16 protein-coding genes and 1 other RNA gene are annotated in these 20,924 nt (G+C 61.1%); 14 read left to right on the top strand and 3 right to left on the bottom strand.

Going from position 1 to position 20,924, the window contains the following annotated elements; translation table 11 throughout:
• The first annotated feature begins 8 nt into the window (after positions 1–8).
• The 7 genes from FRT59_RS25135 (at position 9) to FRT59_RS25105 (ending at position 11,299) form a co-directional block, all read left to right on the top strand.
• Positions 9–668: a GntR family transcriptional regulator gene (locus FRT59_RS25135; protein ID WP_153872668.1), complete on the top strand. Its 660-nt coding sequence runs from the start codon at positions 9–11 to the stop codon at positions 666–668.
• A gap of 2 nt (positions 669–670) precedes the next feature.
• On the top strand, positions 671–4,159 hold the full coding sequence (gene smc / locus FRT59_RS25130; RefSeq protein ID WP_198809654.1) for a chromosome segregation protein SMC: 3,489 nt from the start codon (positions 671–673) through the stop codon (positions 4,157–4,159).
• A gap of 259 nt (positions 4,160–4,418) precedes the next feature.
• A complete protein-coding gene (gene zipA / locus FRT59_RS25125; RefSeq protein WP_034119293.1) occupies positions 4,419–5,282 on the top strand; it encodes a cell division protein ZipA in 864 nt (287 codons plus the stop codon).
• Between the two features lie 87 nt (positions 5,283–5,369).
• A complete protein-coding gene (gene ligA / locus FRT59_RS25120; protein ID WP_153872666.1) occupies positions 5,370–7,736 on the top strand; it encodes an NAD-dependent DNA ligase LigA in 2,367 nt (788 codons plus the stop codon).
• A 76-nt stretch (positions 7,737–7,812) separates the two neighbouring features.
• Entirely contained in the window at positions 7,813–8,979 is a 1,167-nt protein-coding gene (locus FRT59_RS25115) for a zinc-binding metallopeptidase family protein (RefSeq protein ID WP_153872665.1), read from the top strand.
• A 99-nt stretch (positions 8,980–9,078) separates the two neighbouring features.
• Positions 9,079–9,175, top strand: an RNA gene (gene ffs / locus FRT59_RS25110) — signal recognition particle sRNA small type.
• Positions 9,176–9,334: 159 nt separating this feature from the next.
• Positions 9,335–11,299 carry an AAA family ATPase gene (locus tag FRT59_RS25105; RefSeq protein WP_153872664.1) on the top strand — a complete coding sequence of 655 codons (1,965 nt, stop codon included), beginning with the start codon at positions 9,335–9,337 and terminating at the stop codon, positions 11,297–11,299.
• Between the two features lie 19 nt (positions 11,300–11,318).
• On the opposite strand, the gene FRT59_RS25100 is transcribed toward FRT59_RS25105, so the two are convergent.
• Positions 11,319–12,182 (bottom strand): LysR family transcriptional regulator, encoded by an 864-nt coding sequence (locus FRT59_RS25100; RefSeq protein ID WP_153872663.1) that lies wholly within the window; start codon positions 12,180–12,182, stop codon positions 11,319–11,321.
• A 102-nt stretch (positions 12,183–12,284) separates the two neighbouring features.
• On the opposite strand from FRT59_RS25100, the gene FRT59_RS25095 reads away from it, so the two are divergent.
• The 6 genes from FRT59_RS25095 to FRT59_RS25070 all read left to right on the top strand — a co-directional run bounded on the left by FRT59_RS25095 (position 12,285) and on the right by FRT59_RS25070 (position 18,830).
• Entirely contained in the window at positions 12,285–13,226 is a 942-nt protein-coding gene (locus FRT59_RS25095) for a DMT family transporter (protein ID WP_153872662.1), read from the top strand.
• Positions 13,227–13,303: 77 nt separating this feature from the next.
• Complete coding sequence (dnaX, locus tag FRT59_RS25090; protein ID WP_153872661.1) at positions 13,304–15,373, top strand: DNA polymerase III subunit gamma/tau; 2,070 nt, start codon at positions 13,304–13,306, stop codon at positions 15,371–15,373.
• A gap of 43 nt (positions 15,374–15,416) precedes the next feature.
• Positions 15,417–15,755, top strand: coding sequence for a YbaB/EbfC family nucleoid-associated protein (locus FRT59_RS25085; RefSeq protein ID WP_017527493.1), 339 nt, complete (start codon positions 15,417–15,419; stop codon positions 15,753–15,755).
• A 141-nt stretch (positions 15,756–15,896) separates the two neighbouring features.
• Positions 15,897–16,931 carry an NADP-dependent oxidoreductase gene (locus FRT59_RS25080; protein WP_034119284.1) on the top strand — a complete coding sequence of 345 codons (1,035 nt, stop codon included), beginning with the start codon at positions 15,897–15,899 and terminating at the stop codon, positions 16,929–16,931.
• A 66-nt stretch (positions 16,932–16,997) separates the two neighbouring features.
• Positions 16,998–17,600 (top strand): recombination mediator RecR, encoded by a 603-nt coding sequence (gene recR, locus FRT59_RS25075; RefSeq protein WP_034119283.1) that lies wholly within the window; start codon positions 16,998–17,000, stop codon positions 17,598–17,600.
• 81 nt (positions 17,601–17,681) lie between these two features.
• Positions 17,682–18,830 (top strand): acyl-CoA dehydrogenase family protein, encoded by a 1,149-nt coding sequence (locus FRT59_RS25070; RefSeq protein WP_153872660.1) that lies wholly within the window; start codon positions 17,682–17,684, stop codon positions 18,828–18,830.
• A 117-nt stretch (positions 18,831–18,947) separates the two neighbouring features.
• Here the strand turns inward: FRT59_RS25070 and FRT59_RS25065 are convergent, their stop codons facing one another.
• On the bottom strand, positions 18,948–19,496 hold the full coding sequence (locus tag FRT59_RS25065) for an adenine phosphoribosyltransferase (RefSeq protein WP_034119280.1): 549 nt from the start codon (positions 19,494–19,496) through the stop codon (positions 18,948–18,950).
• 77 nt (positions 19,497–19,573) lie between these two features.
• On the bottom strand, positions 19,574–20,308 hold the full coding sequence (fnr, locus tag FRT59_RS25060) for a fumarate/nitrate reduction transcriptional regulator Fnr (protein ID WP_034119279.1): 735 nt from the start codon (positions 20,306–20,308) through the stop codon (positions 19,574–19,576).
• A 152-nt stretch (positions 20,309–20,460) separates the two neighbouring features.
• On the opposite strand from fnr, the gene FRT59_RS25055 reads away from it, so the two are divergent.
• Entirely contained in the window at positions 20,461–20,922 is a 462-nt protein-coding gene (locus FRT59_RS25055; protein WP_153872659.1) for a hypothetical protein, read from the top strand.
• Positions 20,923–20,924: the final 2 nt, after the last annotated feature.

Below are 20,924 nucleotides of genomic sequence, written 5' to 3'. Positions count from 1 at the left end.
GGGTAAACATGACGTTCAAGGCGCCGGACAGTCTCGCCGAGCAAATTGCTCACCACCTCGCCGAACGTATCATTCGCGGCGATCTCAAGCCTGGAGAACGGATCCAGGAACAGAAGGTCACGTTGGCGCTCAACGTCAGCCGTGGTTCCGTGCGTGAAGCCTTGCTGATCCTCGAGCGCCGCCACCTGATCGCGATCCTGCCGCGCCGTGGTGCCCATGTCACCGAGCTCACTGCTCACAAGGTGCAGAGCCTGTGTACGCTGATGGGCGAGATGTACATTCTGCTGGGCAATGCGGTGGCCGAAGGCTGGCAGACCCACGCCGACATGGCGCCATTCCTGCAGATCCAGCAACGCCTGATGGCCAGTTTCGAGCGCGAGGACGTGCGCGCCTTCGTCGAAGAAAGCTTCAATGTGATGCGTGCCGCGTATCCCTTTGCCAACAACCCGTATTTGCAGGAAACCGTCGAGAACCTGCAACCGGCGATGAACCGTGCCTATTACCTGGCCCTGGACCAGCGCAAGGCGGAAATGGGCGAGTACCTGGCGCTGTTCGAGCAACTGCTCGCGGCGGTGCTTGCCCGTGACCTGCCGCAGATCCGCCAGGTGCTGTCGGCCTACTGCCAGCGCAGCAGCTCGTTGGTCATCGCTGCGTTGGCGGACGCCTAAGCGTGCGGCTCAAGTGCATCAAGTTGGCGGGGTTCAAATCCTTCGTCGACCCGACCACCGTGAACTTCCCCAGCAACATGGCGGCGGTGGTGGGGCCCAATGGCTGCGGCAAGTCGAACATCATCGACGCCGTACGCTGGGTGATGGGCGAGAGCTCGGCGAAAAACCTGCGCGGCGAGTCGATGACCGACGTCATCTTCAACGGCTCCACCAGCCGCAAGCCGGTGAGCCAGGCCAGTATCGAGTTGGTGTTCGACAACTCCGACGGCACCCTGATCGGTGAATACGCGGCGTACGCGGAAATCTCCATTCGCCGCAAAGTCACCCGCGACAGCCAGAACAGCTACTTCCTCAACGGCACCAAGTGCCGCCGTCGCGACATCACCGATATCTTCCTTGGCACAGGCTTAGGCCCGCGCAGTTATTCGATCATCGAACAGGGCATGATCTCCAAGCTGATCGAAGCCAAGCCCGAAGACCTGCGTAACTTTATCGAAGAAGCGGCCGGCATCTCCAAGTACAAGGAGCGCCGTCGCGAGACCGAAAACCGTATCCGCCGCACCCATGAAAACCTCGCCCGCCTGACCGACCTGCGCGAAGAGCTGGAGCGCCAGTTGGAGCGCCTGCACCGCCAGGCCCAGGCCGCCGAGAAGTATCAGGAATACAAGGGCGAAGAGCGCCAGCTCAAGGCGCAACTCTCGGCCCTGCGCTGGCAGGCATTGAATGACCAGGTGGGCCAGCGCGAAGCGATCATTGGCACCCAGGAAATCAGCTTCGAAGCGCTGGTGGCCGAGCAGCGCAACGCCGATGCCAGCATCGAACGCCTACGTGACGGCCACCATGAATTGTCCGAACGCTTCAATCTGGTGCAGGGGCGTTTCTATTCAGTGGGCGGCGATATCGCCCGGGTCGAGCAGAGCATCCAGCACGGCCAACAGCGCTTGCGCCAGTTGCAGGATGACTTGAAAGAAGCCGAGCGCGCGCGCCTGGAAACCGAATCGCACCTGGGCCATGACCGCACCCTGTTGCTGACCCTCGGCGAAGAGCTGGACATGCTCACCCCGGAGCAGGAAATCACCAGCGCCGCCGCCGAAGAAGCCGCCGCGGCCCTGGAAGAATCCGAAACCACCATGCACAGCTGGCAGGAACAGTGGGACGCCTTCAACCTGCAATCCGCCGAGCCGCGCCGCCAGGCCGAGGTGCAGCAGTCACGCATCCAGCAGCTGGAAACCAGCATGGAACGCCTGGCCGAGCGCCAGCGCCGTCTGCAGGAAGAACGCGTATTGCTTGCCGCCGACCCGGAAGACGCGGCGATCCTCGACCTGAGCGAGCAACTGGTCGAAAGCGAAATGACGCTGGAAGAGCTGGAAGCCAGCGAAGAACAACAAGTGGAGCGCCTGGAGCAATTGCGTCAGCAATTGCAACAGGCGACCCAGGCACAGCAAACCGCTCAAGGTGATCTGCAGCGGCTCAACGGCCGGCTGGCTTCCCTGGAAGCCTTGCAGCAAGCGGCGCTCGACCCGGGCACCGGCACGGCGCAATGGCTGCGCGACCAACACCTGGCCGAGCGCCCGAGACTGGCCGAAGGCTTGAAGGTTGAAGCCGGTTGGGAGCTGGCGGTGGAAACCGTGCTCGGCGCCGACCTGCAAGCGGTGTTGGTGGATGATTTTGGCGGCTTTGACCTCGCGGGTTTTACCCAGGGCGACCTGCGTTTGCTCAGCCCTGCGGCAGACGGTACGCGCGTGCCGGGCAGCCTGCTGGACAAGGTTGAGGCGGCGATTGATTTGTCGCCTTGGCTCGGCCAAGTCAAACCCGTGGACAGCCTTGAGCAGGCCCTGGCCCTGCGCGGTCAACTGGCTGCCGGGCAAAGCCTGATCAGTCGCGACGGCTTTTGGGTTGGCCGGCACTTCCTGCGGGTGCGCCGCGCCAGTGAAGCAGAAAGCGGCGTACTTGCTCGTGGCCAGGAAATCGTCAACCTGACCGCCGAGCGTGAAGAGCGCGAAGCCACCCTCGAAAGCCTGGAAACCGAACTGCAAACCCTGCGCGCCACTCAGCGCCAGCAGGAAACCGGCCGCGAACACCTGCGCCGGCTGTTGCAGGACGAAGCGCGCCAGCAGGGCGAATTGAAAGCCCAGCTGTCGGCGAGCAAGGCCAAGGTCGAGCAACTGACCTTGCGCCGCACGCGCCTCGATGAAGAAGTGGCCGAGATGGGCGAACAGCGTGCCCTGGAACACGAAAAAATCGGCGAAGCCCGCCTGCAATTGCAGGAAGCCCTCGACAGCATGGCCCTGGACACCGAGCAGCGCGAGTTGCTGCTGGCCCAGCGCGACAGCCTGCGCGAACGCCTCGACCGCGTGCGCCAGGAAGCCCGCCAACACAAGGACCACGCCCACCAATTGGCGGTGCGCCTCGGCTCGCTGCGCGCCCAGCACGACTCTACGCGCCAGGCCCTTGAGCGCCTGGAGATGCAGTCCGAACGCCTGACCGAAAAGCGTGAGCAACTGAGCCTCAACCTGGAGGAGGGCGAGGCGCCGCTGGAAGAGTTGCGCCTCAAGCTCGAAGAGCTGCTCGATAAGCGCATGACTGTCGACGTAGAACTCAAGACGGCGCAGATCGCCCTGGAAGATGCTGACCGCGAACTGCGCGACGCGGAAAAACGCCGTACCCAGGCCGAGCAGCAATCCCAGTTGATCCGCGGCCAGCTCGAACAACAGCGCATGGAATGGCAAGCCCTCACCGTGCGCCGCAAGACCTTGCAAGACCAATTGCTGGAAGACGGCTATGACCTGCACGGCGTGCTCAACACCCTGACCGCCCAGGCCAACGAGAAGGACGCCGAAGAGGAACTTGAACGGATTGCCGCGCGCATTCAACGCCTCGGCGCGATTAACCTCGCGGCTATTGATGAATACCAGCAGCAGTCCGAACGTAAACGTTATCTGGATGCCCAGAACGCCGATCTGGTCGAAGCCCTGGACACCCTGGAAAACGTGATCCGCAAGATCGACAAGGAAACCCGCAACCGCTTCAAAGATACCTTTGATCAGATTAATAGCGGTTTACAGGCGTTATTCCCAAAAGTTTTCGGTGGTGGCAGCGCTTACTTGGAACTGACGGGCGAAGATCTACTCGATACAGGGGTAACGATCATGGCGCGGCCTCCGGGCAAGAAGAACAGCACCATCCATTTGTTGTCCGGCGGCGAAAAAGCCCTGACTGCATTGGCCCTGGTATTTGCCATCTTCAAGTTGAACCCGGCGCCGTTCTGCATGCTCGACGAAGTTGACGCGCCGCTGGATGACGCTAACGTTGGACGCTACGCTCGGTTGGTTAAAGAGATGTCCCAGACTGTGCAGTTCATCTATATCACCCACAACAAGATCGCCATGGAAATGGCCGATCAATTGATGGGGGTCACGATGCACGAGCCGGGTTGTTCGCGATTGGTAGCGGTGGACGTGGAAGAAGCGATGGCGATGGTCGAATCCTGAGCCACGCCAGCAAAGAGAATTTACGGCACGATGTAGGGTGGTTTACCGGTCTGAAGAAAGTGGCAAATGGACATATTTGTTCAAGGCATTTTGACAGACGGTGTAAAGTTATCTTTGGTCGTGCTAGTTTAATGTCAATTTTTCGTATGCGTGGGCAAAACGTCAGTCAGAACATAGAGTTGGCGCCACGTTTTAAAGCGGTTTGCACGGTGCTAAACCCCTTATTTTTCAGCATTTTTTATTAGAGGCACGGGATTACATGGAAATCGGTCTGCGCGAGTGGCTGATCGTCATCGGCATCATTGTCATTGCCGGTATTCTTTTTGATGGCTGGCGCCGCATGCGCGGTGGCAAGGGCAAGCTCAAATTCCGCTTGGACCGAAACCTGTCCAACCTGCCGGACGACGACGGCAGTGCCGAGCTGCTGGGGCCTCCCCGTGTGCTGGATACCCATAAAGAGCCGCAACTGGACGAGCACGACTTGCCGTCGATGAGTGCGCCGGTGCGTGAAGCCCGCGAGCCGTCGTCCAAACGTGGCAAGCGTGGCAGTGCAGCGGTTGCCGAGCCGCATCAGGGTGACCTGAACCTCGACGTCGACGACGGCCCGAGCTTCAGCAGCCGCGATGACGATTTCCCGGACGAGACGCCGACCAAGAGCGCACCGCGCCAATCGGTGAACGATCAGCCGGCCGCCGAAGAAGTCCTGGTCATCAGCGTGATCTGCCGCGACGCCGCCGGCTTCAAAGGCCCGGCACTGTTGCAGAACATCCTCGAAAGCGGCCTGCGTTTCGGCGAGATGGATATTTTCCACCGTCACGAAAGCATGGCCGGTAACGGCGAAGTGCTGTTCTCCATGGCCAATGCGGTCAAGCCGGGCACCTTCGACCTGGACGATATCGACCTGTTCAGCACCCCGGCGGTCAGTTTCTTCCTCGGCCTGCCAGGCCCGCGCCACCCGAAACAAGCGTTCGACGTGATGGTGGCCGCCGCCCGCAAGCTGTCCCAGGAACTCAACGGCGAGCTCAAGGATGATCAGCGCAGCGTGCTGACCGCCCAGACCATCGAACACTACCGTCAGCGCATCGTCGAGTTCGAGCGTCGCGCCCTGACACAGAAACGCTGAGGTTCGATCTTAAGCGTTGTCTGTAGAATCCATGCACTAACATATTGAGCAGCTTCGGCTGCTCTTTTGCTTTATGAGAGAACACCCATGACCGCCGCCCCTACCCGCATCCTCGAACTGCGCGCTGAACTGGATCAGCACAACTACCGCTACCACGTGCTCGACGAGCCGAGCATTCCGGACGCCGAGTACGACCGCCTGTTCCACGAGCTCAAGGCTCTGGAGGCCGAGTATCCGGAGCTGGTGACGCGCGATTCACCGACGCAGCGGGTTGGCAGTGCGGCGCTGTCGGCATTCACCCAGGTCAAGCACGAGATCCCGATGCTCAGCCTGGGCAACGCCTTTGATGAAACCACCATGCTCGAGTTTGATCGCCGGGTCATCGAGGGCCTCGACCTGCCGGTGGGCGATCTGTTCGGCGCTGGCGCGGCGGTGGAATACAGCTGCGAGCCGAAGCTGGATGGCCTGGCGGTCAGCCTGCTGTACCAGGATGGCGAGCTGGTGCGCGGCGCCACCCGGGGTGACGGCACTACGGGCGAAGACATCAGCGTGAATGTGCGCACCGTACGCAATATCCCCTTGAAGCTGCATGGCACGGGATGGCCGGCGACCCTGGAAGTGCGTGGCGAAGTGTTTATGTCCAAGGCCGGTTTCGAGCGTCTGAACGCCTCGCAACTGGAGGTCGGCGGTAAGACCTTCGCCAACCCGCGCAACGCTGCGGCCGGCAGCCTGCGCCAACTGGATTCGAAGATCACTGCCAGCCGACCGTTGGAATTCTGCTGCTATGGCATCGGCCAAGTGACCGCGGATATCAGCGACACCCATATCGGCAACCTCAAGCAGTTGCAGAAGTGGGGCATGCCGATCAGTCACGAACTGAAGTTGGCCAAGGGTATCCAGGAGTGCCTGGACTACTACCGTGATATCGGCGAGCGGCGTAATGCGCTGGGCTATGAAATCGACGGCGTGGTGTTCAAGGTCAACAGCATCGCCTCCCAACGTGAACTCGGCTTCCGCGCCCGCGAACCGCGCTGGGCTATCGCGCATAAATTCCCGGCGATGGAAGAACTCACCGAGCTGCTCGACGTGGAGTTCCAGGTCGGCCGCACGGGCGCCGTGACGCCGGTGGCGCGCTTGAAGCCGGTCAAGGTGGCTGGCGTGACCGTGTCCAATGCCACGCTGCACAACATGGACGAAGTGGCACGCCTGGGGTTGATGATCGGTGACACCGTGATCATCCGCCGTGCCGGTGATGTGATCCCGCAAGTGGTCTCGGTGGTCACCGAGCGTCGCCCGGAAAACGCCCGTGCGGTGCAGATCCCCGAGAGCTGCCCGGTGTGCGGCTCCCATGTGGAACGCACGCAGTTGGTCAAGCGCAGCAAGGGCAAGGAAACCGTCAGCGAGGGCGCGGTGTACCGTTGTGTCGGGCGCCTGGCCTGTGGTGCGCAGCTCAAGCAGGCGATTATCCATTTTGTCTCGCGCCGTGCCATGGACATCGACGGCCTGGGCGACAAGACCATCGAGCAACTGGTGGATGAAAAACTCATTGGTTCACCGGCGGATCTCTACAAGCTCAAGTACGAACAGATCATCGAGCTGGAAGGCTTTGCCGATATCTCCAGCAAGAAACTGATCAGCGCCATCGAAAGCAGCAAGACGCCGACCCTGGCGCGCTTTATCTATGCCCTAGGTATTCCCGATGTAGGCGAGGAGACCGCCAAGGTGCTGGCGCGCTCCCTGGCGTCCCTTGAGCGTGTGCAGAAGGCTTTGCCGGAGGTGCTGACGTACTTGCCGGATGTCGGGTTGGAAGTGGCGCATGAGATCCATAGCTTCTTTGAAGACGGCCACAATCAGGAAGTGATTGGCGCGCTGTTGTCAGCGGACGAATGCGGCCTGCAATTGCAGGATCAGGGTGACCTGAGTGCCGAATTCGCTGCCAGCACCACTTTGGGCGGCTTGCTCGACAAGCTGCATGTGCCTTCCGTCGGGCCGGGCGCTGCGCAGAAACTTGCGGACAAGTTCGGCTCGTTGGAAGGCGTGATCAACGCCGACTGGCTGGATATGCGCCAAGCCCTGCCGGAAAAGCAGGCCAAGGCTGTGCGGGAATTTTTCGATAATGCAGACAACGCCAGCCACGCCCTGGCCATTGAGCAGCAGCTCAAGGACTTCGGCATGCACTGGCAGAGCGAGAAAAAGGTTGTCGAAGGCTTGCCCGAGGCCGGGCACACCTGGGTGCTCACCGGCTCCCTGGAGCTGATGAGTCGCGATGTCGCCAAGGACAAGCTCGAAAGCCTTGGCGCCAAAGTGGCCGGTTCCGTCTCGGCGAAAACCCATTGCGTGGTGGCCGGGCCGGGTGCTGGATCGAAACTGGCCAAGGCCAGTGAGCTGGGTCTCAAAGTGCTGGACGAAGAGGCTTTCGTGGCCTTCCTGGCCAAGCACAACATCAGCGTCTGACCGGCCTCACAGGAAAGTGGAACGATCTCTCCCCAGGGATGCTCTAGTATTGGCAAGCATCCAGGGAGAGCCCGCCATGTTCCGCTACTTCGAGCAACTCAGTACGCGCATTGCCGCACCGTTCATGGCCCACACCTCGCGCAACGGCAAGGTGTGGCAATGCCGGTGTGGCCAGTCGCTGTTCTTTCGCAACAGCCAATGCCTGGCCTGCCAGGCGGTGCTGGGTTATCAGCCGCAGCAGAGCCGCCTGTCCTCCCTGCAACCCGGACCTGTCGTCGACACCTGGCTGGCGGACGGTAACCTTGATGCTGGAGCCTTCCGTCGCTGCGCCAACCTTGACACCCCGGCCGCGTGCAACTGGCTGATCCCGGCCCACAGCAACGCGTCGCTGTGTGTGGCCTGTAGCCTGAACCGCACCATTCCCGACCTGTCGATCCCGGAAAACCCCGAACGCTGGCGCAAGGTCGAAACCGCCAAGCGCAGGCTGGTGGCGCAATTGATCAGCCTGGGCCTGCAAGTGGTGCCCAAGAGCATCGACGAAAACACTGGCCTGGCTTTCGACTTCATCGGCATCGACCTGGAAGGCAATGCGCCCACCACCGGCCATGCCAACGGCCTGGTCACCCTCGACATCAAGGAGGCCGACGACGCCCACCGCGAAAAAGTCCGCGTACAGATGCGCGAGCCTTACCGCACCTTGCTCGGCCACTTTCGCCATGAGGTCGGCCACTATTATTGGGATCGCCTGATCGCTGACAGCCATTGGCTCGGGCCTTTTCGCACGCTATTCGGCGACGAACGCGCCAGTTACGCCGAAGCCCTCGACCAGCACTACCAGAACGGCCCGCGCCCGGACTGGCAACAAACCTGCGTGAGCGCCTACGCCACCATGCACCCCTGGGAAGACTGGGCCGAAACCTGGGCCCACTACCTGCACATGATGGACGCCGTCGATACCGCCCTGGGCTTTGGCATGAGCGCCCGCGAGATGGACCTGGATTACCAGCCGTTTCCCCTGACGACACTGTACGAACCCGAACACCCTGGCGGCCCGGCGTTCCTCTCTTTCGTCAACGCCTGGATCGAACTGGCCGGCATGCTCAACGAGCTGTCCCGCGCCATGGGCCAGCCGGATTTCTACCCCTTCGTGCTGCCGCCGGCGGTGATTGCCAAGTTGCACTTTATTCACCTGGTCATCCAGGAAGAGGGCGGCAGGGCTGATACGGTTATGGCAAGTACTTGAACCCTCTCATTTTTTAATCCGAAACCAACGGTTGTAACTTCCGATGAGATCGGTACAATGGCGCGGCTTGCCGAGAGGCCAGCGTCGTTATGGTGACCCCATCGGTCCCCCCGCAACGATTACCCGTGAACCTGGTCAGAGCCGGAAGGCAGCAGCCACAGCGGGAACATTGTGTGCCGGGGTGTGGCTGGTGGGGTTGCCTCCATAACGCTCCCTCCTGCAGTCCCTTCTTCAATTTCCAATCCGAATTTATTGCCCTGCCAGTCATCTGTGACGCTATTGCACAGTGCCTGACGGTCATTTCACGACTAGTGGCATACTCTCCAGCGTCTCATTCCCCTGGCTACGAGGCTGTATGCACTCGGAACATTTTGATTTATCCAGCCCTGTGTTCTTGCCGATCACCGATCAAACCTGTGCGGGTTTGTTGGGGACCGACGGTGCAGAGGCGCTCGTAGCCCTGAGTGAGCCGGAGCTGGCGGCGGTGCTGGTGATCCAGAATCTGGCGCAGGTGCCGGAAAGCGACTTGAGCGCCAATGGCGCTGAAAAGGTGTTGGCCAAGCTCATTGACTGGGCGGTAGATGCCAGCCATTCGGCGACCGTGTGCCTGCTGTCGGAAGCACAGCGGCTGTTTGACCAAAGGAAGCTGTACTTCGGCCTCAGCGTGGTCAAAAGCCTGAAGCTGCGTTTTCTGCTGGCGGAGGAAGTACAGGCGCGAGATTACCTGTTGCCCGATGGCAAGTGGGACGTCGAGTATAAAGTCCGTCACCTCAAGGCAAATGACCCGTTCAGCAAGCAGATGGTCACGCCCCGGCACCGCGAGCGCTGGTTGAGCGCCGAGCAAGACAAGCTGGTCAGAACCTTCCGCGCCAACCTGAATGAAGACCTGCATGTCCAAGGTTACGCGGGCATCGGCAAGAGTCACCTGCTGGTGGCCTTGATGGAGCATCTGCGTCCGGAAAAGACCTTGTTGCTGGCGCGTACCCCGGAAAAACTGGAAACCCTGCGTACCCGCATGGTGGGCGTTCGCGAGCGAAAGGCCGGGCATACCTTCCACGCGTTTGCGCATGCCTTGCTGCATGGCCCGCGGCCCAAGCCGCTGAATACGCAGGTGCGAGCGCCGAGCAAGCAGGCACTGGCCCAGGAGCTGAATATCTTTGGCTTCCGGCGCCTGGAAGGGCAGGCGGTGCTGGACGTCTGCCTCAAAGTGCTTGAAGCCTACTGCCGCTCCTGGGAATACAGCCTGTCGGCCAAGCATCTGCCACATTTCAAACAGCCGCTGTCCAGCGTCGATAGTCGGGCGCTGCTCGAATACGCCAGCCGGTTATGGGGCTACCTTGAGGCGAATCCGGCCTGGGGTAGCCACACCGGGTTTGAAGCCTTGTTGATGATCAAGCGCGCCAGCCTTGCGGGCTGCGTGGTGCCCGAGCGCTATACCCACGTGCTCATCGACGAGAGCCAGGACATTCCGGCGCCGCTGCTGCAGATCATCGAGCGCGGCCGCCAGGTGCTGATTACCCTGGGGGATGAGTATCAGCAGGCCAGTGGTGGGGGCGTGGTCAAGCGCGCCCGTGAGGTTCGCCATACGGACGTGTGCTACTCCGTACGCTCGGGCCGCAATGTCGAGCGCCTGGTCAACCCATTGATCAGCCAGCACTCGGATAAAAGCAAAGTGCTCTTCGAGGGCGCGCGGGACGCCGACGTCGGTATTGAGTTTTATCCGCAGGGCTTCGTACCGCCGCAAGGTTGCGTGGTGCTGACGGCGTCCCATTGGGACACCATGAAGTGGGCCATCCAACTGAGCGAAGCCCGGTGTGCATTTGGCCTGGCGAGCAAAGAGGCGCAGCAGTCGCTCAAGTACTTCATGGACACGGTCATCGCGTTGTTCAAGCCAGATTTCTACAGCAATGAGTTCAACGACGTCGGCCCCCATCCATTTTTCATCGATATGCTCGATTGGCAGCAGGTGCGGGATGCCTGCCAGTTCGATGAGGCGTTTCTGTGGGTCGAGGCCGAGCTGGAAAAAGGCTTTAACCTGGCTGATGTCACGCGCTTGAACAGGTTGAGCGGTCATCCGCACGAGCGCTGCCTGTTGATGCTGGCGCAAGACGCGGGTGGCATGGAGTTCGACCGGGTGTTGCTCACCCCCGAGTTATTGACCAATGTGAAGTTCAAGGACGCCTACGCGTTCGATCAGCGACTCTGTGCGGTCTACATCGCTATTTCCCGGGCCAGGATGCAACTGTATCTGCCCTACGATGTAGTCGAGTGGCTTGACTACCACACGTATCAGAAAACCCGGGAATTGCACGGTTACTGATGGATTTAGTCAGGCGCTGTCAGCCAAAGGTCTCGCGCAGTAGCCCGGCAAACGCATCCCGCGCCAGATGTCGCTGGGTGTCCTTGTGCCAGAACAGCAGGTTGTCCACCGCTGCCAGTTCTTCAAACCGATAGGACGCCAACTGATCGGCCTGTTCATAGCGCGCCAGAATGCCCTCAGGCGCCAACGCCACGCCAATCCCGGCGCTGACGCAACCGATGATCGTGCCCCAACTGGCATAGCTGGCAATCGCTGGCTTCACGTCATGGGGCTTGAGCCAGTTTTCCAGCGCGGCACGATAGGGGCAGCCCGGTGGCCACACCAGCAGCGTGCGGCCGGCCAGGTCCTTGGCGCTGTTGATAGGCGCGCTGGACGCACTGGCGATCAGCACCAGGCGTTCGCTGTAGACCACGCTTTGCTCCAGCTTCGTACGTTTGCCACCGGCGGCCACCAGCGCCACATCCAGCCGATGGTGTTGCAGGTCGTCCAGCAGTTGCGCCCAGGCGCCGGTGACAAGTTCCAGGCTGACGTCCGGGTAACGTCGGTGGTATTCAGCCAGCAACGGTGGCAGGCGGCCGCTGGCGCTGGACTCCACCGCGCCAATGCGCAAGGTGCCACGGGGAATGGCGTTGGCATCCACTGCACGTTTGGATTCATCCACCAAGGCCAGGATGCGTTCGCAGTAATCCAGGAAGATCTCACCGGCGGCGCTGATCGCCAGCCCGCGGCCGGCGCGGATGAACAACTGCGTGCCCAACTCGCTTTCCAGCTGCTTGATGCGTGTGGTGATGTTGGACGGCACGCAGTGCAACTGCAGGGCGGCCTGGGCCACGCTGCCGGTTTGCGCCACGGCTCGCACCATTTTCAGTTGGGCCAGTTCCATTGCTCAGTTCCAGTGATTTCAGAAGTCAGAAACGCTTAATTGTCCTGCGCCTGGCGTGGGCCAAGACTGACGGCATGCCTTCTCAATGTGTGGATGCCGTCGATGAATACCCCGTCACCGCTAAAGCTTACGCTAGTCATTGCCGCCGTCATCCTCTGTTGGGCCTATTCACCCATCGGTGTGCACATGGGGCTGCATAGCTACAGTCCGGGTCAATTGGCATTGCTGCGGTTTTTGATCGCGTCGGTATTCATGGCGGGCGTGGCCTGGGTGGTCGGTATTGGGCGGCCGCATGTGCGCGACCTGCCGTGGCTGCTGGTACTGGGTTTTTTCGGGGTGTTCCTGCACCACATCAGTCTCAATCACGGGCAGCAATGGGTGACGGCGGCGGCGTCGAGTGTGTTGGCACAGTCGGCGCCGCTGTTCAGTGTGTTGATCGCGTTTTTCTGCTTGAAGGAGCGGGTCAGCATCTGGCGTTGGGGGTGCGTGCTGTTGGGTTTGGCCGGCGTGCTGGTGGTGATCTGGGGTGACCAGGGCGTGGGCGACATTGATCCACGAGGCTTGCTGATCCTGCTGGCGGCGTGCTCATGGAGTGTGTATTTCGCCATCCAGAGGCACTACGCCCATCGTTACAGCCCGCTGACCATGGCGTGCTACATGGTGTGGTCCGGCACCTTGATGCTCTGCGTGAACCTGCCAGGCCTGCCCGCCGCCATCTTGCAGGCGCCGCTACCGGAGAATTTCGCCGTGCTGGTGCTGGGTATTTTCCCCAGCGCCTTGGCGTATCTGGCCTGGGGCTATGTGTTGAAGCACGTCGAGGTCAGTCGCGCTTCGGTGGCGATGTACCTGATTCCACCGGTGGCCATGGTGATGGCCGCGACGCTGCTCGGAGAGCACGTCGCCCTGCAGGTGATACTGGGCGCGGTGATCGTACTGGCCAGCGTCGCCGCCATCAGCCTGGAGGGCCGTTGGCGTTCAATCGTTCCTGCAGACCGTGCGCAGAAGCCCTCTGTGAGGCGAATCGAGCAAGCTTCGTCAGATTAGACGAGCGTGCCGGATGCAATTTCCCCCTTGCTCCGCTAGCATTACCGGCTTCCGCTTCCCAGTTGCGACGGTTTTCGATGAGTTATCAGGTTCTTGCACGTAAATGGCGCCCGCGCTCGTTCCGCGAAATGGTCGGCCAGACCCATGTGCTCAAGGCTCTGATCAATGCCTTGGACAGCCAACGGCTGCACCACGCCTACCTGTTCACCGGTACTCGCGGGGTGGGCAAGACCACGATTGCGCGCATCATTGCCAAATGCCTGAATTGTGAAACCGGTATCACTTCAACGCCTTGCGGCACCTGTTCGGTATGCCGCGAGATCGACGAAGGGCGCTTTGTCGACCTGATCGAGATCGACGCCGCGAGCCGCACCAAAGTCGAAGATACCCGCGAGCTGCTCGACAACGTGCAGTACGCGCCGAGCCGTGGCCGCTTCAAGGTCTACCTGATCGACGAAGTACACATGCTCTCCAGCCACTCCTTCAACGCACTGTTGAAAACCCTGGAAGAGCCGCCGCCCTACGTTAAGTTCATCCTGGCCACCACCGACCCGCAGAAACTTCCTGCAACGATTTTGTCGCGGTGCCTGCAGTTCTCTCTGAAAAACATGACCCCCGAGCGCGTGGTCGAGCATTTGACCCATGTGCTGGGCGTCGAGAACGTACCGTTCGAAGACGACGCGCTGTGGTTGCTCGGCCGCGCCGCCGACGGTTCGATGCGTGACGCCATGAGCCTCACCGACCAGGCCATCGCGTTTGGTGAAGGCAAGGTCATGGCTGCCGACGTGCGCGCCATGCTCGGCACCCTTGACCACGGCCAGGTGTTCGACGTGCTGCACGCGCTGATCGAAGGTGACGCCAAGGCGTTGCTCGAAGCGGTGCGCCACTTGTCGGAGCAGGGCCCGGATTGGAACGGCGTGCTCTCGGAGATCCTCAATGTGCTGCACCGCGTCGCCATCGCCCAGGCCCTGCCGGAAGGTGTCGACAACGGCCATGGTGACCGCGACCGCGTATTGGCCCTGGCCCAGGCATTGCCGGCCGAGGATGTACAGTTCTACTACCAGATGGGCCTGATCGGTCGTCGGGACCTGCCCTTGGCGCCGGACCCGCGAGGGGGCTTTGAAATGGTGCTGCTGCGCATGCTGGCGTTCCGGCCGGCGGATTCGGCAGACGCGCCGAGACAGCCGCTAAAGCCAGTGGGGATCAGCCAGGCCACAGTTGATTCCGCCAAACCAGTGGCTGGCGCGGCAGTTGTCGCGCCAGTAGTAGTTGCTGCGCCTGCGCCGGTTGTGCCAGCCCCCGAGCCTGAGCCTGAACCGGTTGCAGTAGCGGCTGCGGTTGAACCCGAGCCGGTTATCGAGCCCGAGCCCGAGCCTGTGGTCGACCTGCCCTGGAATGACCCGATCGAAGCTGAGGCCGAGCCCGAGCAGCAACCCGCCGTGGAACCCGTACTGGAAACCACCGGCGAGCAGCCCGAGCTGACACCGATGCCGGCGCCGACCCCGGACAGCGTCGTGCCGGATGCCCCTGAGTGGGCCTCGGCGCCGGTCCCCGAGCCGACGGTCGCCCAGGTTGAGGCTGCAACCCCAGGCATCGATCTGGACGACGAACCGCCGCTGGACGAAGACTATATCGAGCCAGACATGGACTCGGCCTACAGCTACCTGGACGAATTGGCCAGCGAGCATACCGCCGAGCCGGCTCCCGAGCCCGAGGCAGAACCCGCAGCGGCCCCCGCCACCGGCCTGGCCCTGCAATGGCTGGAATTGTTTCCGAAATTGCCGATCTCCGGCATGACCGGCAGTATCGCTGCCAACTGCACCCTGATTTCCATCGAGGGCGACCACTGGCTGCTGCACCTGGACCCGGCCCACAGCGCCTTGTTCAATGCCACCCAGCAGCGCCGGCTCAACGACGCACTCAACCAGTTCCATGGGCGCACGCTGACCATCGCCATCGAGCTGATCAAGCCCGAGCAGGAAACCCCGGCCCAGGCTGCGACCCGTAGGCGCCTTAACCGCCAGCGCGAGGCCGAGGATTCGATTCACGCTGATCCGCTTATCCAACAAATGATGCAACAGTTCGGTGCGGTCGTCCGTCACGATACTATTGAACCTGTCGAAGCTCCGGTGCCTCAGGCGTCATGACACCGGGCTACTAACTTGATCCACGTAATTTGAGGTGATTCCCATGATGAAAGGTGGCATGGCCGGCCTGATGAAGCAGGCGCAGCAGATGCAGGAAAAGATGGCCAAGATGCAGGAAGAACTGGCCAACGCCGAAGTCACCGGTAAAGCCGGTGGCGATATGGTCAGCGTGGTGATGACTGGTCGTCACGACATCAAGCGCGTCAGCATTGATCCGAGCCTGCTCGAGGGCGTCAGCGATGACGACCGTGAAGTGCTGGAAGATTTGTTCGCCGCAGCCGTCAACGACGCGGTGCGCAAGATCGAAGCCAACAGCCAGGACAAAATGTCCGGCGTGACCGCTGGCATGCAACTGCCACCGGGCATGAAACTTCCGTTCTGATACACACTTTGGCTAGACTCAAATGCCAGGCATCGCGCCTGGCATTTTTTTTGGACGGTCGAAACATCGAACCCCAACCCTTCACCCATGGTCTGCACCCTATACCGTTGAATTCACTCACCGATAAAAGGAGCCCCGCTGATGCCTCAAGAATTGACGCTCAACCAACGCATCGTTCTGGTCTCACGCCCTCAAGGCGCACCCACGCCGGAAAATTTTCGACTGGAGCGTGTGAGCTTGCCGGACCTGGCGGACGGCCAGGTGTTGTTGAAGACGCTGTACCTGTCCCTGGACCCGTACATGCGTGGGCGCATGAGCGACGCGCCTTCCTACGCCGCGCCTGTGGAAATTGACGAGGTGATGACCGGTGGCGCTGTCAGCCGTATCGAGCAATCACGCAACCCTAAATTCGAAGTGGGCGACCTGGTGGTCGGTGCCACCGGTTGGCAAAGCCACAGCATTACTGATGGCCATAACCTGATGCCGGTGCCCAAGGGGCTGGCGAGCCCATCAATGGCATTGGGCGTGCTGGGTATGCCGGGCATGACCGCCTACATGGGCCTGATGGACATCGGCCAGCCCAAGGCCGGGGAAACCCTGGTGGTGGCGGCGGCGTCCGGCGCGGTGGGTTCGGTGGTAGGCCAGGTGGCCAAGCTCAAGGGCTTGCGTGTGGTGGGAGTTGCCGGCGGTGCGGACAAGTGCCGCTATGTGGTGGAAGAGTTGGGCTTTGACGCCTGCATCGACCACAAGAGCGCAGACTTTGCCCATGAGTTGGCGCTGGCCTGTTTCAAAGGCGTGGACATCTACTTTGAAAACGTCGGCGGTAAGGTCTTCGATGCGGTGCTGCCTTTGCTCAACCCCAAGGCGCGCGTGCCGCTGTGCGGGTTGATCGCCGGTTATAACGCCCATGAAGCGCCCAGCGGTCCTGATCGCCTGCCGGGGCTGCAGCGCACCTTGCTGACCAAGCGGGTGCGGATGCAGGGCTTTATCGTGTTCGACGACTATGGTGACCGCCAGCCGGAATTTCTCAGCGCCATGGCGCCTTGGGTGCGCGACGGCAAGATCAAGTTCCGCGAGGACGTGGTCGATGGCCTGGAGCAGGCGCCCGAAGCCTTTATCGGCCTGCTTGAGGGGCGCAACTTTGGCAAGCTGGTGGTACGCGTCGCGCAGGATTGAGTATTTGACGCTAATCCGGGGCGCGGGTATAAACCGCGTCTCGTTGTTTTGTCGGACCCGTCGCCCATGAGCTTCAGCCCCCTGATTCGCCAACTGATCGATGCCTTGCGCACTTTGCCCGGCGTCGGCCAGAAAACTGCCCAGCGCATGGCCCTGCAACTGCTGGAGCGTGATCGCAGCGGCGGCACACGCCTGGCCCAGGCCCTGAGCCAGGCCATGGAAGGCGTTGGCCACTGCCGCCAGTGTCGCACCCTTACCGAAGAAGAACTCTGCCCGCAGTGCGCCGACCCACGTCGCGACGACACGTTGCTGTGCGTGGTGGAGGGGCCGATGGATGTGTACGCGGTGGAGCAGACCGGCTACCGCGGGCGTTACTTTGTGCTCAAGGGCCACCTGTCGCCCCTGGACGGCCTGGGGCCGGAAGCCATCGGCATTCCGCAACTGGTCGCGCGGATTGAAGCGCAGGGCACCTTTACTGAAGTGATCCTGGCGACCAACCCGACGGTGGAAGGTGAAGCCACGGCGCATTACATCGCCCAACTGCTCAACAACAAAGGTTTGATTGCCTCGCGTATTGCCCATGGCGTGCCGCTGGGCGGCGAGCTGGAGTTGGTCGATGGTGGGACTCTGGCGCACTCTTTCGCCGGTCGTAAACCCATCGCACTCTGAAAATCACCACCGAACAGTGTTTGCCTTGATAACCAAGCAAGCGCTTGGTAAGTTCACTCCATCTCGCCATGGAGCTTGCCGATGTCTGCCTATCAGGAATACTTCGATCCCAGCCACCAATTGGTCCGCGACAGCGTGCGCCGTTTCGTCGAGCGCGAAATGTTGCCCGGCATCGAGCAGTGGGAGGAGGCTGAGAGCTTTCCCCGCGAGCTCTACCTCAAGGCCGGCGCGGCGGGCATCCTGGGGATTGGCTATCCCGAAGCGCTGGGTGGCAGCCACGAAGGTGACCTGTTCGCCAAGGTTGCCGCCAGCGAAGAACTGATGCGCTGTGGTTCCGGTGGCGTGGTGGCGGGGCTTGGCTCCCTGGATATCGGCCTGCCGCCCATCGTCAAATGGGCCTGGCCCGAGGTGCGCGATCGTATAGCGCCGCGGGTGCTGAGCGGCGAGAAAATCATCGCCCTGGCGGTCACCGAGCCGAGTGGCGGCTCGGATGTGGCCAGCCTGCAAACCCGCGCCATACGTGACGGCGAGCATTACCGCGTGAGCGGCGCCAAGACCTTTATCACCAGTGGCATTCGTGCCGATTTCTATACCGTGGCGGTGCGCACTGGCGGCCCGGGCTTCGGCGGCATCAGCCTGTTGCTGATTGAAAAAGACACGCCCGGTTTCACGGTCGGCCAGCCGCTGAAGAAGATGGGCTGGTGGGCGTCGGACACCGCTGAGTTATTCTTCGACGACTGCCGCGTGCCCGTCAGCCACCTCATCGGCGCCGAAAACATGGGGTTTGCCTGCATCATGGGCAATTTCCAGAGCGAGCGCCTGGCCCTGGCCTTGATGGCCAACATGACCGCGCAATTGGCCCTGGAGGAAAGCCTGAAGTGGGCCGCCCAGCGCGAAGCATTCGGCAAGCCCATTGGCAAGTTCCAGGTGCTCAAGCATCGCCTGGCGGAAATGGCCACCGCCGTGGAAGTCTCCCGCGAGTTCACTTATCGCCAGGCTGCGAAGATGGCTGCTGGCAAGAGCGTGATCAAGGAGATTTCCATGGCCAAGAACCTGGCTACCGATACGGCTGATCGGGTGACCTATGACGCGGTGCAGATACTCGGTGGGCAGGGGTATATGCGGGGCAACCTGGTGGAGAGGCTGTACCGGGATAACCGCATCCTGTCGATTGGTGGCGGGACGCGCGAAGTGATGAACGAAATCATCAGCAAGCAGATGGGGTTGTGAGCTGTGGTGTGCTTTCGGTCCTCATCGGGGGCAAGCCCCCTCCCACATTTTGATTTGTCAATACAGTCAAAACTGTGGGAGGGGGCTTGCTCCCGATGAGGCCGGTTCTGACAAGGACTACCTTTCGGTCAACCCAAACTGCGTCAGGCAAAACGTGGGAATCCCCATATCTTCCAAGCGCTGCGACCCACCCAACTCCGGCAAATCAATAATCGCCGCGGCTTCAAAGATCTTCGCACCCATGCGCCGCACCAGGTTCGCCGCCGCGATCAGGGTGCCGCCAGTGGCGATCAGGTCATCGAACATCAGCACCGAATCCCCTTCGCACAGGCTGTCGGCGTGCACTTCCAGGAGGGCCTCGCCGTATTCGGTCTGGTAACCCTCTGCCAGGACGTCCGCCGGTAGCTTGCCTTGCTTGCGAAACAGGATCAGCGGCTTGTTGAGCTGGTAGGCGATGATCGAACCGATCAGGAAACCACGCGCATCCATCGCGCCGATATGGCTGAAGTCGGCTTCGACATAACGGTGGGCAAAGCTGTCGGCGACCAGGCGCAGGGCACGGGGCGATTGGAACAGAGGGGTGATGTCACGAAAGATAACCCCCGGCTTGGGGAAGTCGATGACGGGGCGAATCAGGGATTTGATGTCGAACGAATCGAAGGTCATCGTCGCAGAGTCCTGGGCGGAAAACGGACTCGAAGTATACCTGCGGCCTCGCCGATTGGCGCGACCGCAGTACGGGATCAGACCTCCAGGGAACCACCGGCCAGTGCGCACAGCTGGATGGGGTCGAGGATATGCACTTCCTTGCCCTCGGCGGCAATCAACTGGTTCTGCTGGAAGCGGGTAAACACGCGGGACACGGTCTCCACTGCCAGGCCCAGGTAATTGCCGATTTCGTTGCGCGACATGCTCAAGCGGAACTGGTTGGCCGAAAATCCACGGGCACGGAAGCGCGCCGACAGGTTGACCAGAAACGTAGCGATGCGCTCGTCGGCGGTTTTCTTCGACAGCAGCAGCATCATTTGTTGGTCGTCACGAATCTCGCGGCTCATCACGCGCATCAGCTGGCGACGCAACTGCGGCAGTTGCAGGGCCAATTCATCCAGGCGCTCGAAAGGAATCTCGCACACCGAAGTGGTCTCAAGGGCCTGGGCCGACACCGGATGAATCTCAGTGTCCATCCCCGACAGCCCGACCAACTCGCTGGGCAGGTGGAAACCGGTGATTTGTTCTTCGCCGCCGTCGCTGAGGCTGAACGTCTTCAACGCTCCCGAGCGTACTGCATAGACGGAATCAAACTTGTCGCCCTGGCGAAACAGAAACTCGCCTTTTTTCAGCGGGCGGCCGCGTTTGACAATGTCGTCCAGCGCATCCATGTCTTCCAGATTCAATGAAAGTGGCAGGCAGAGTGGGGCCAGGCTGCAATCCTTGCAATGAGCCTGGCCGTGAGCGCGCAGTTTAACTGGCTCGGACATTTCTTAAATCCTTGTGGGAAAACACACATAAGACGTAAGGGTAACGTACTGGGGGGTATGGAGGCCAGCGTGTACAAAAAACCGACAGGGGTATAAAGATTTGGCAAAAGCCGCCGATGCACCATTATCGAACACAAACTCGGTAGCTAAAAATGATCTCTCTCACGACTCAACTCGCCGCTCGTACTCAAGTCCAGGCACTGCCCGAAACCAAAAAGGCTGCCGAGTCCGGTGCTGCTGAGGTTCCGACGGCTGATGAAGTCAAGCCTGCAGCTTCAGTGACCATTTCCGGTGCCGCAATGAAAGCTGCGGCAAATGAGAAGACCTCAAACAGTGACATCGACGACAGTGGCCTGTCGGACAACATCAAGAATTTGCTGAAGATGATTCGTCAGATCAAGAAGCAGATTGCCGAGAAGCAGGCTGAGATGGCGGCAGTAATGGCCGACAAGACCCTCAGCCCAGAACAGGCTCGCGCCCGACTTTCTGGTCTGCAATCGGCTCTGAGTGCGCTGCAAGCCAGCTTGACCGGCGCTCAGGCGTCCCTCAGCAAGGCGATGAAAGACATGAGTGCCGGTGATGCAGCCAAGGCCGCTAGTCTGGCAATGAAGTAACT

The organism is Pseudomonas haemolytica, assembly GCF_009659625.1.
In the GTDB taxonomy this organism is placed as follows: Bacteria; Pseudomonadota; Gammaproteobacteria; order Pseudomonadales; family Pseudomonadaceae; genus Aquipseudomonas; species Aquipseudomonas haemolytica.
This window is presented reverse-complemented; position numbering and strand designations above follow the sequence as displayed.

Bases quoted from the DNA above. Each gene is read 5' to 3' on its own strand.
- FRT59_RS25135 (WP_153872668.1), top strand. From the start codon at position 9: ATGACGTTCAAGGCGCCGGACAGTCTCGCCGAGCAAATTGCTCACCAC.
- zipA (WP_034119293.1), top strand. From the start codon at position 4,419: ATGGAAATCGGTCTGCGCGAGTGGCTGATCGTCATCGGCATCATTGTC.
- ligA (WP_153872666.1), top strand. From the start codon at position 5,370: ATGACCGCCGCCCCTACCCGCATCCTCGAACTGCGCGCTGAACTGGAT.
- FRT59_RS25115 (WP_153872665.1), top strand. From the start codon at position 7,813: ATGTTCCGCTACTTCGAGCAACTCAGTACGCGCATTGCCGCACCGTTC.
- FRT59_RS25105 (WP_153872664.1), top strand. From the start codon at position 9,335: ATGCACTCGGAACATTTTGATTTATCCAGCCCTGTGTTCTTGCCGATC.
- FRT59_RS25100 (WP_153872663.1), bottom strand. From the start codon at position 12,182: ATGGAACTGGCCCAACTGAAAATGGTGCGAGCCGTGGCGCAAACCGGC.
- FRT59_RS25095 (WP_153872662.1), top strand. From the start codon at position 12,285: ATGAATACCCCGTCACCGCTAAAGCTTACGCTAGTCATTGCCGCCGTC.
- dnaX (WP_153872661.1), top strand. From the start codon at position 13,304: ATGAGTTATCAGGTTCTTGCACGTAAATGGCGCCCGCGCTCGTTCCGC.
- FRT59_RS25085 (WP_017527493.1), top strand. From the start codon at position 15,417: ATGATGAAAGGTGGCATGGCCGGCCTGATGAAGCAGGCGCAGCAGATG.
- FRT59_RS25080 (WP_034119284.1), top strand. From the start codon at position 15,897: ATGCCTCAAGAATTGACGCTCAACCAACGCATCGTTCTGGTCTCACGC.
- recR (WP_034119283.1), top strand. From the start codon at position 16,998: ATGAGCTTCAGCCCCCTGATTCGCCAACTGATCGATGCCTTGCGCACT.
- FRT59_RS25070 (WP_153872660.1), top strand. From the start codon at position 17,682: ATGTCTGCCTATCAGGAATACTTCGATCCCAGCCACCAATTGGTCCGC.
- FRT59_RS25065 (WP_034119280.1), bottom strand. From the start codon at position 19,496: ATGACCTTCGATTCGTTCGACATCAAATCCCTGATTCGCCCCGTCATC.
- fnr (WP_034119279.1), bottom strand. From the start codon at position 20,308: ATGTCCGAGCCAGTTAAACTGCGCGCTCACGGCCAGGCTCATTGCAAG.
- FRT59_RS25055 (WP_153872659.1), top strand. From the start codon at position 20,461: ATGATCTCTCTCACGACTCAACTCGCCGCTCGTACTCAAGTCCAGGCA.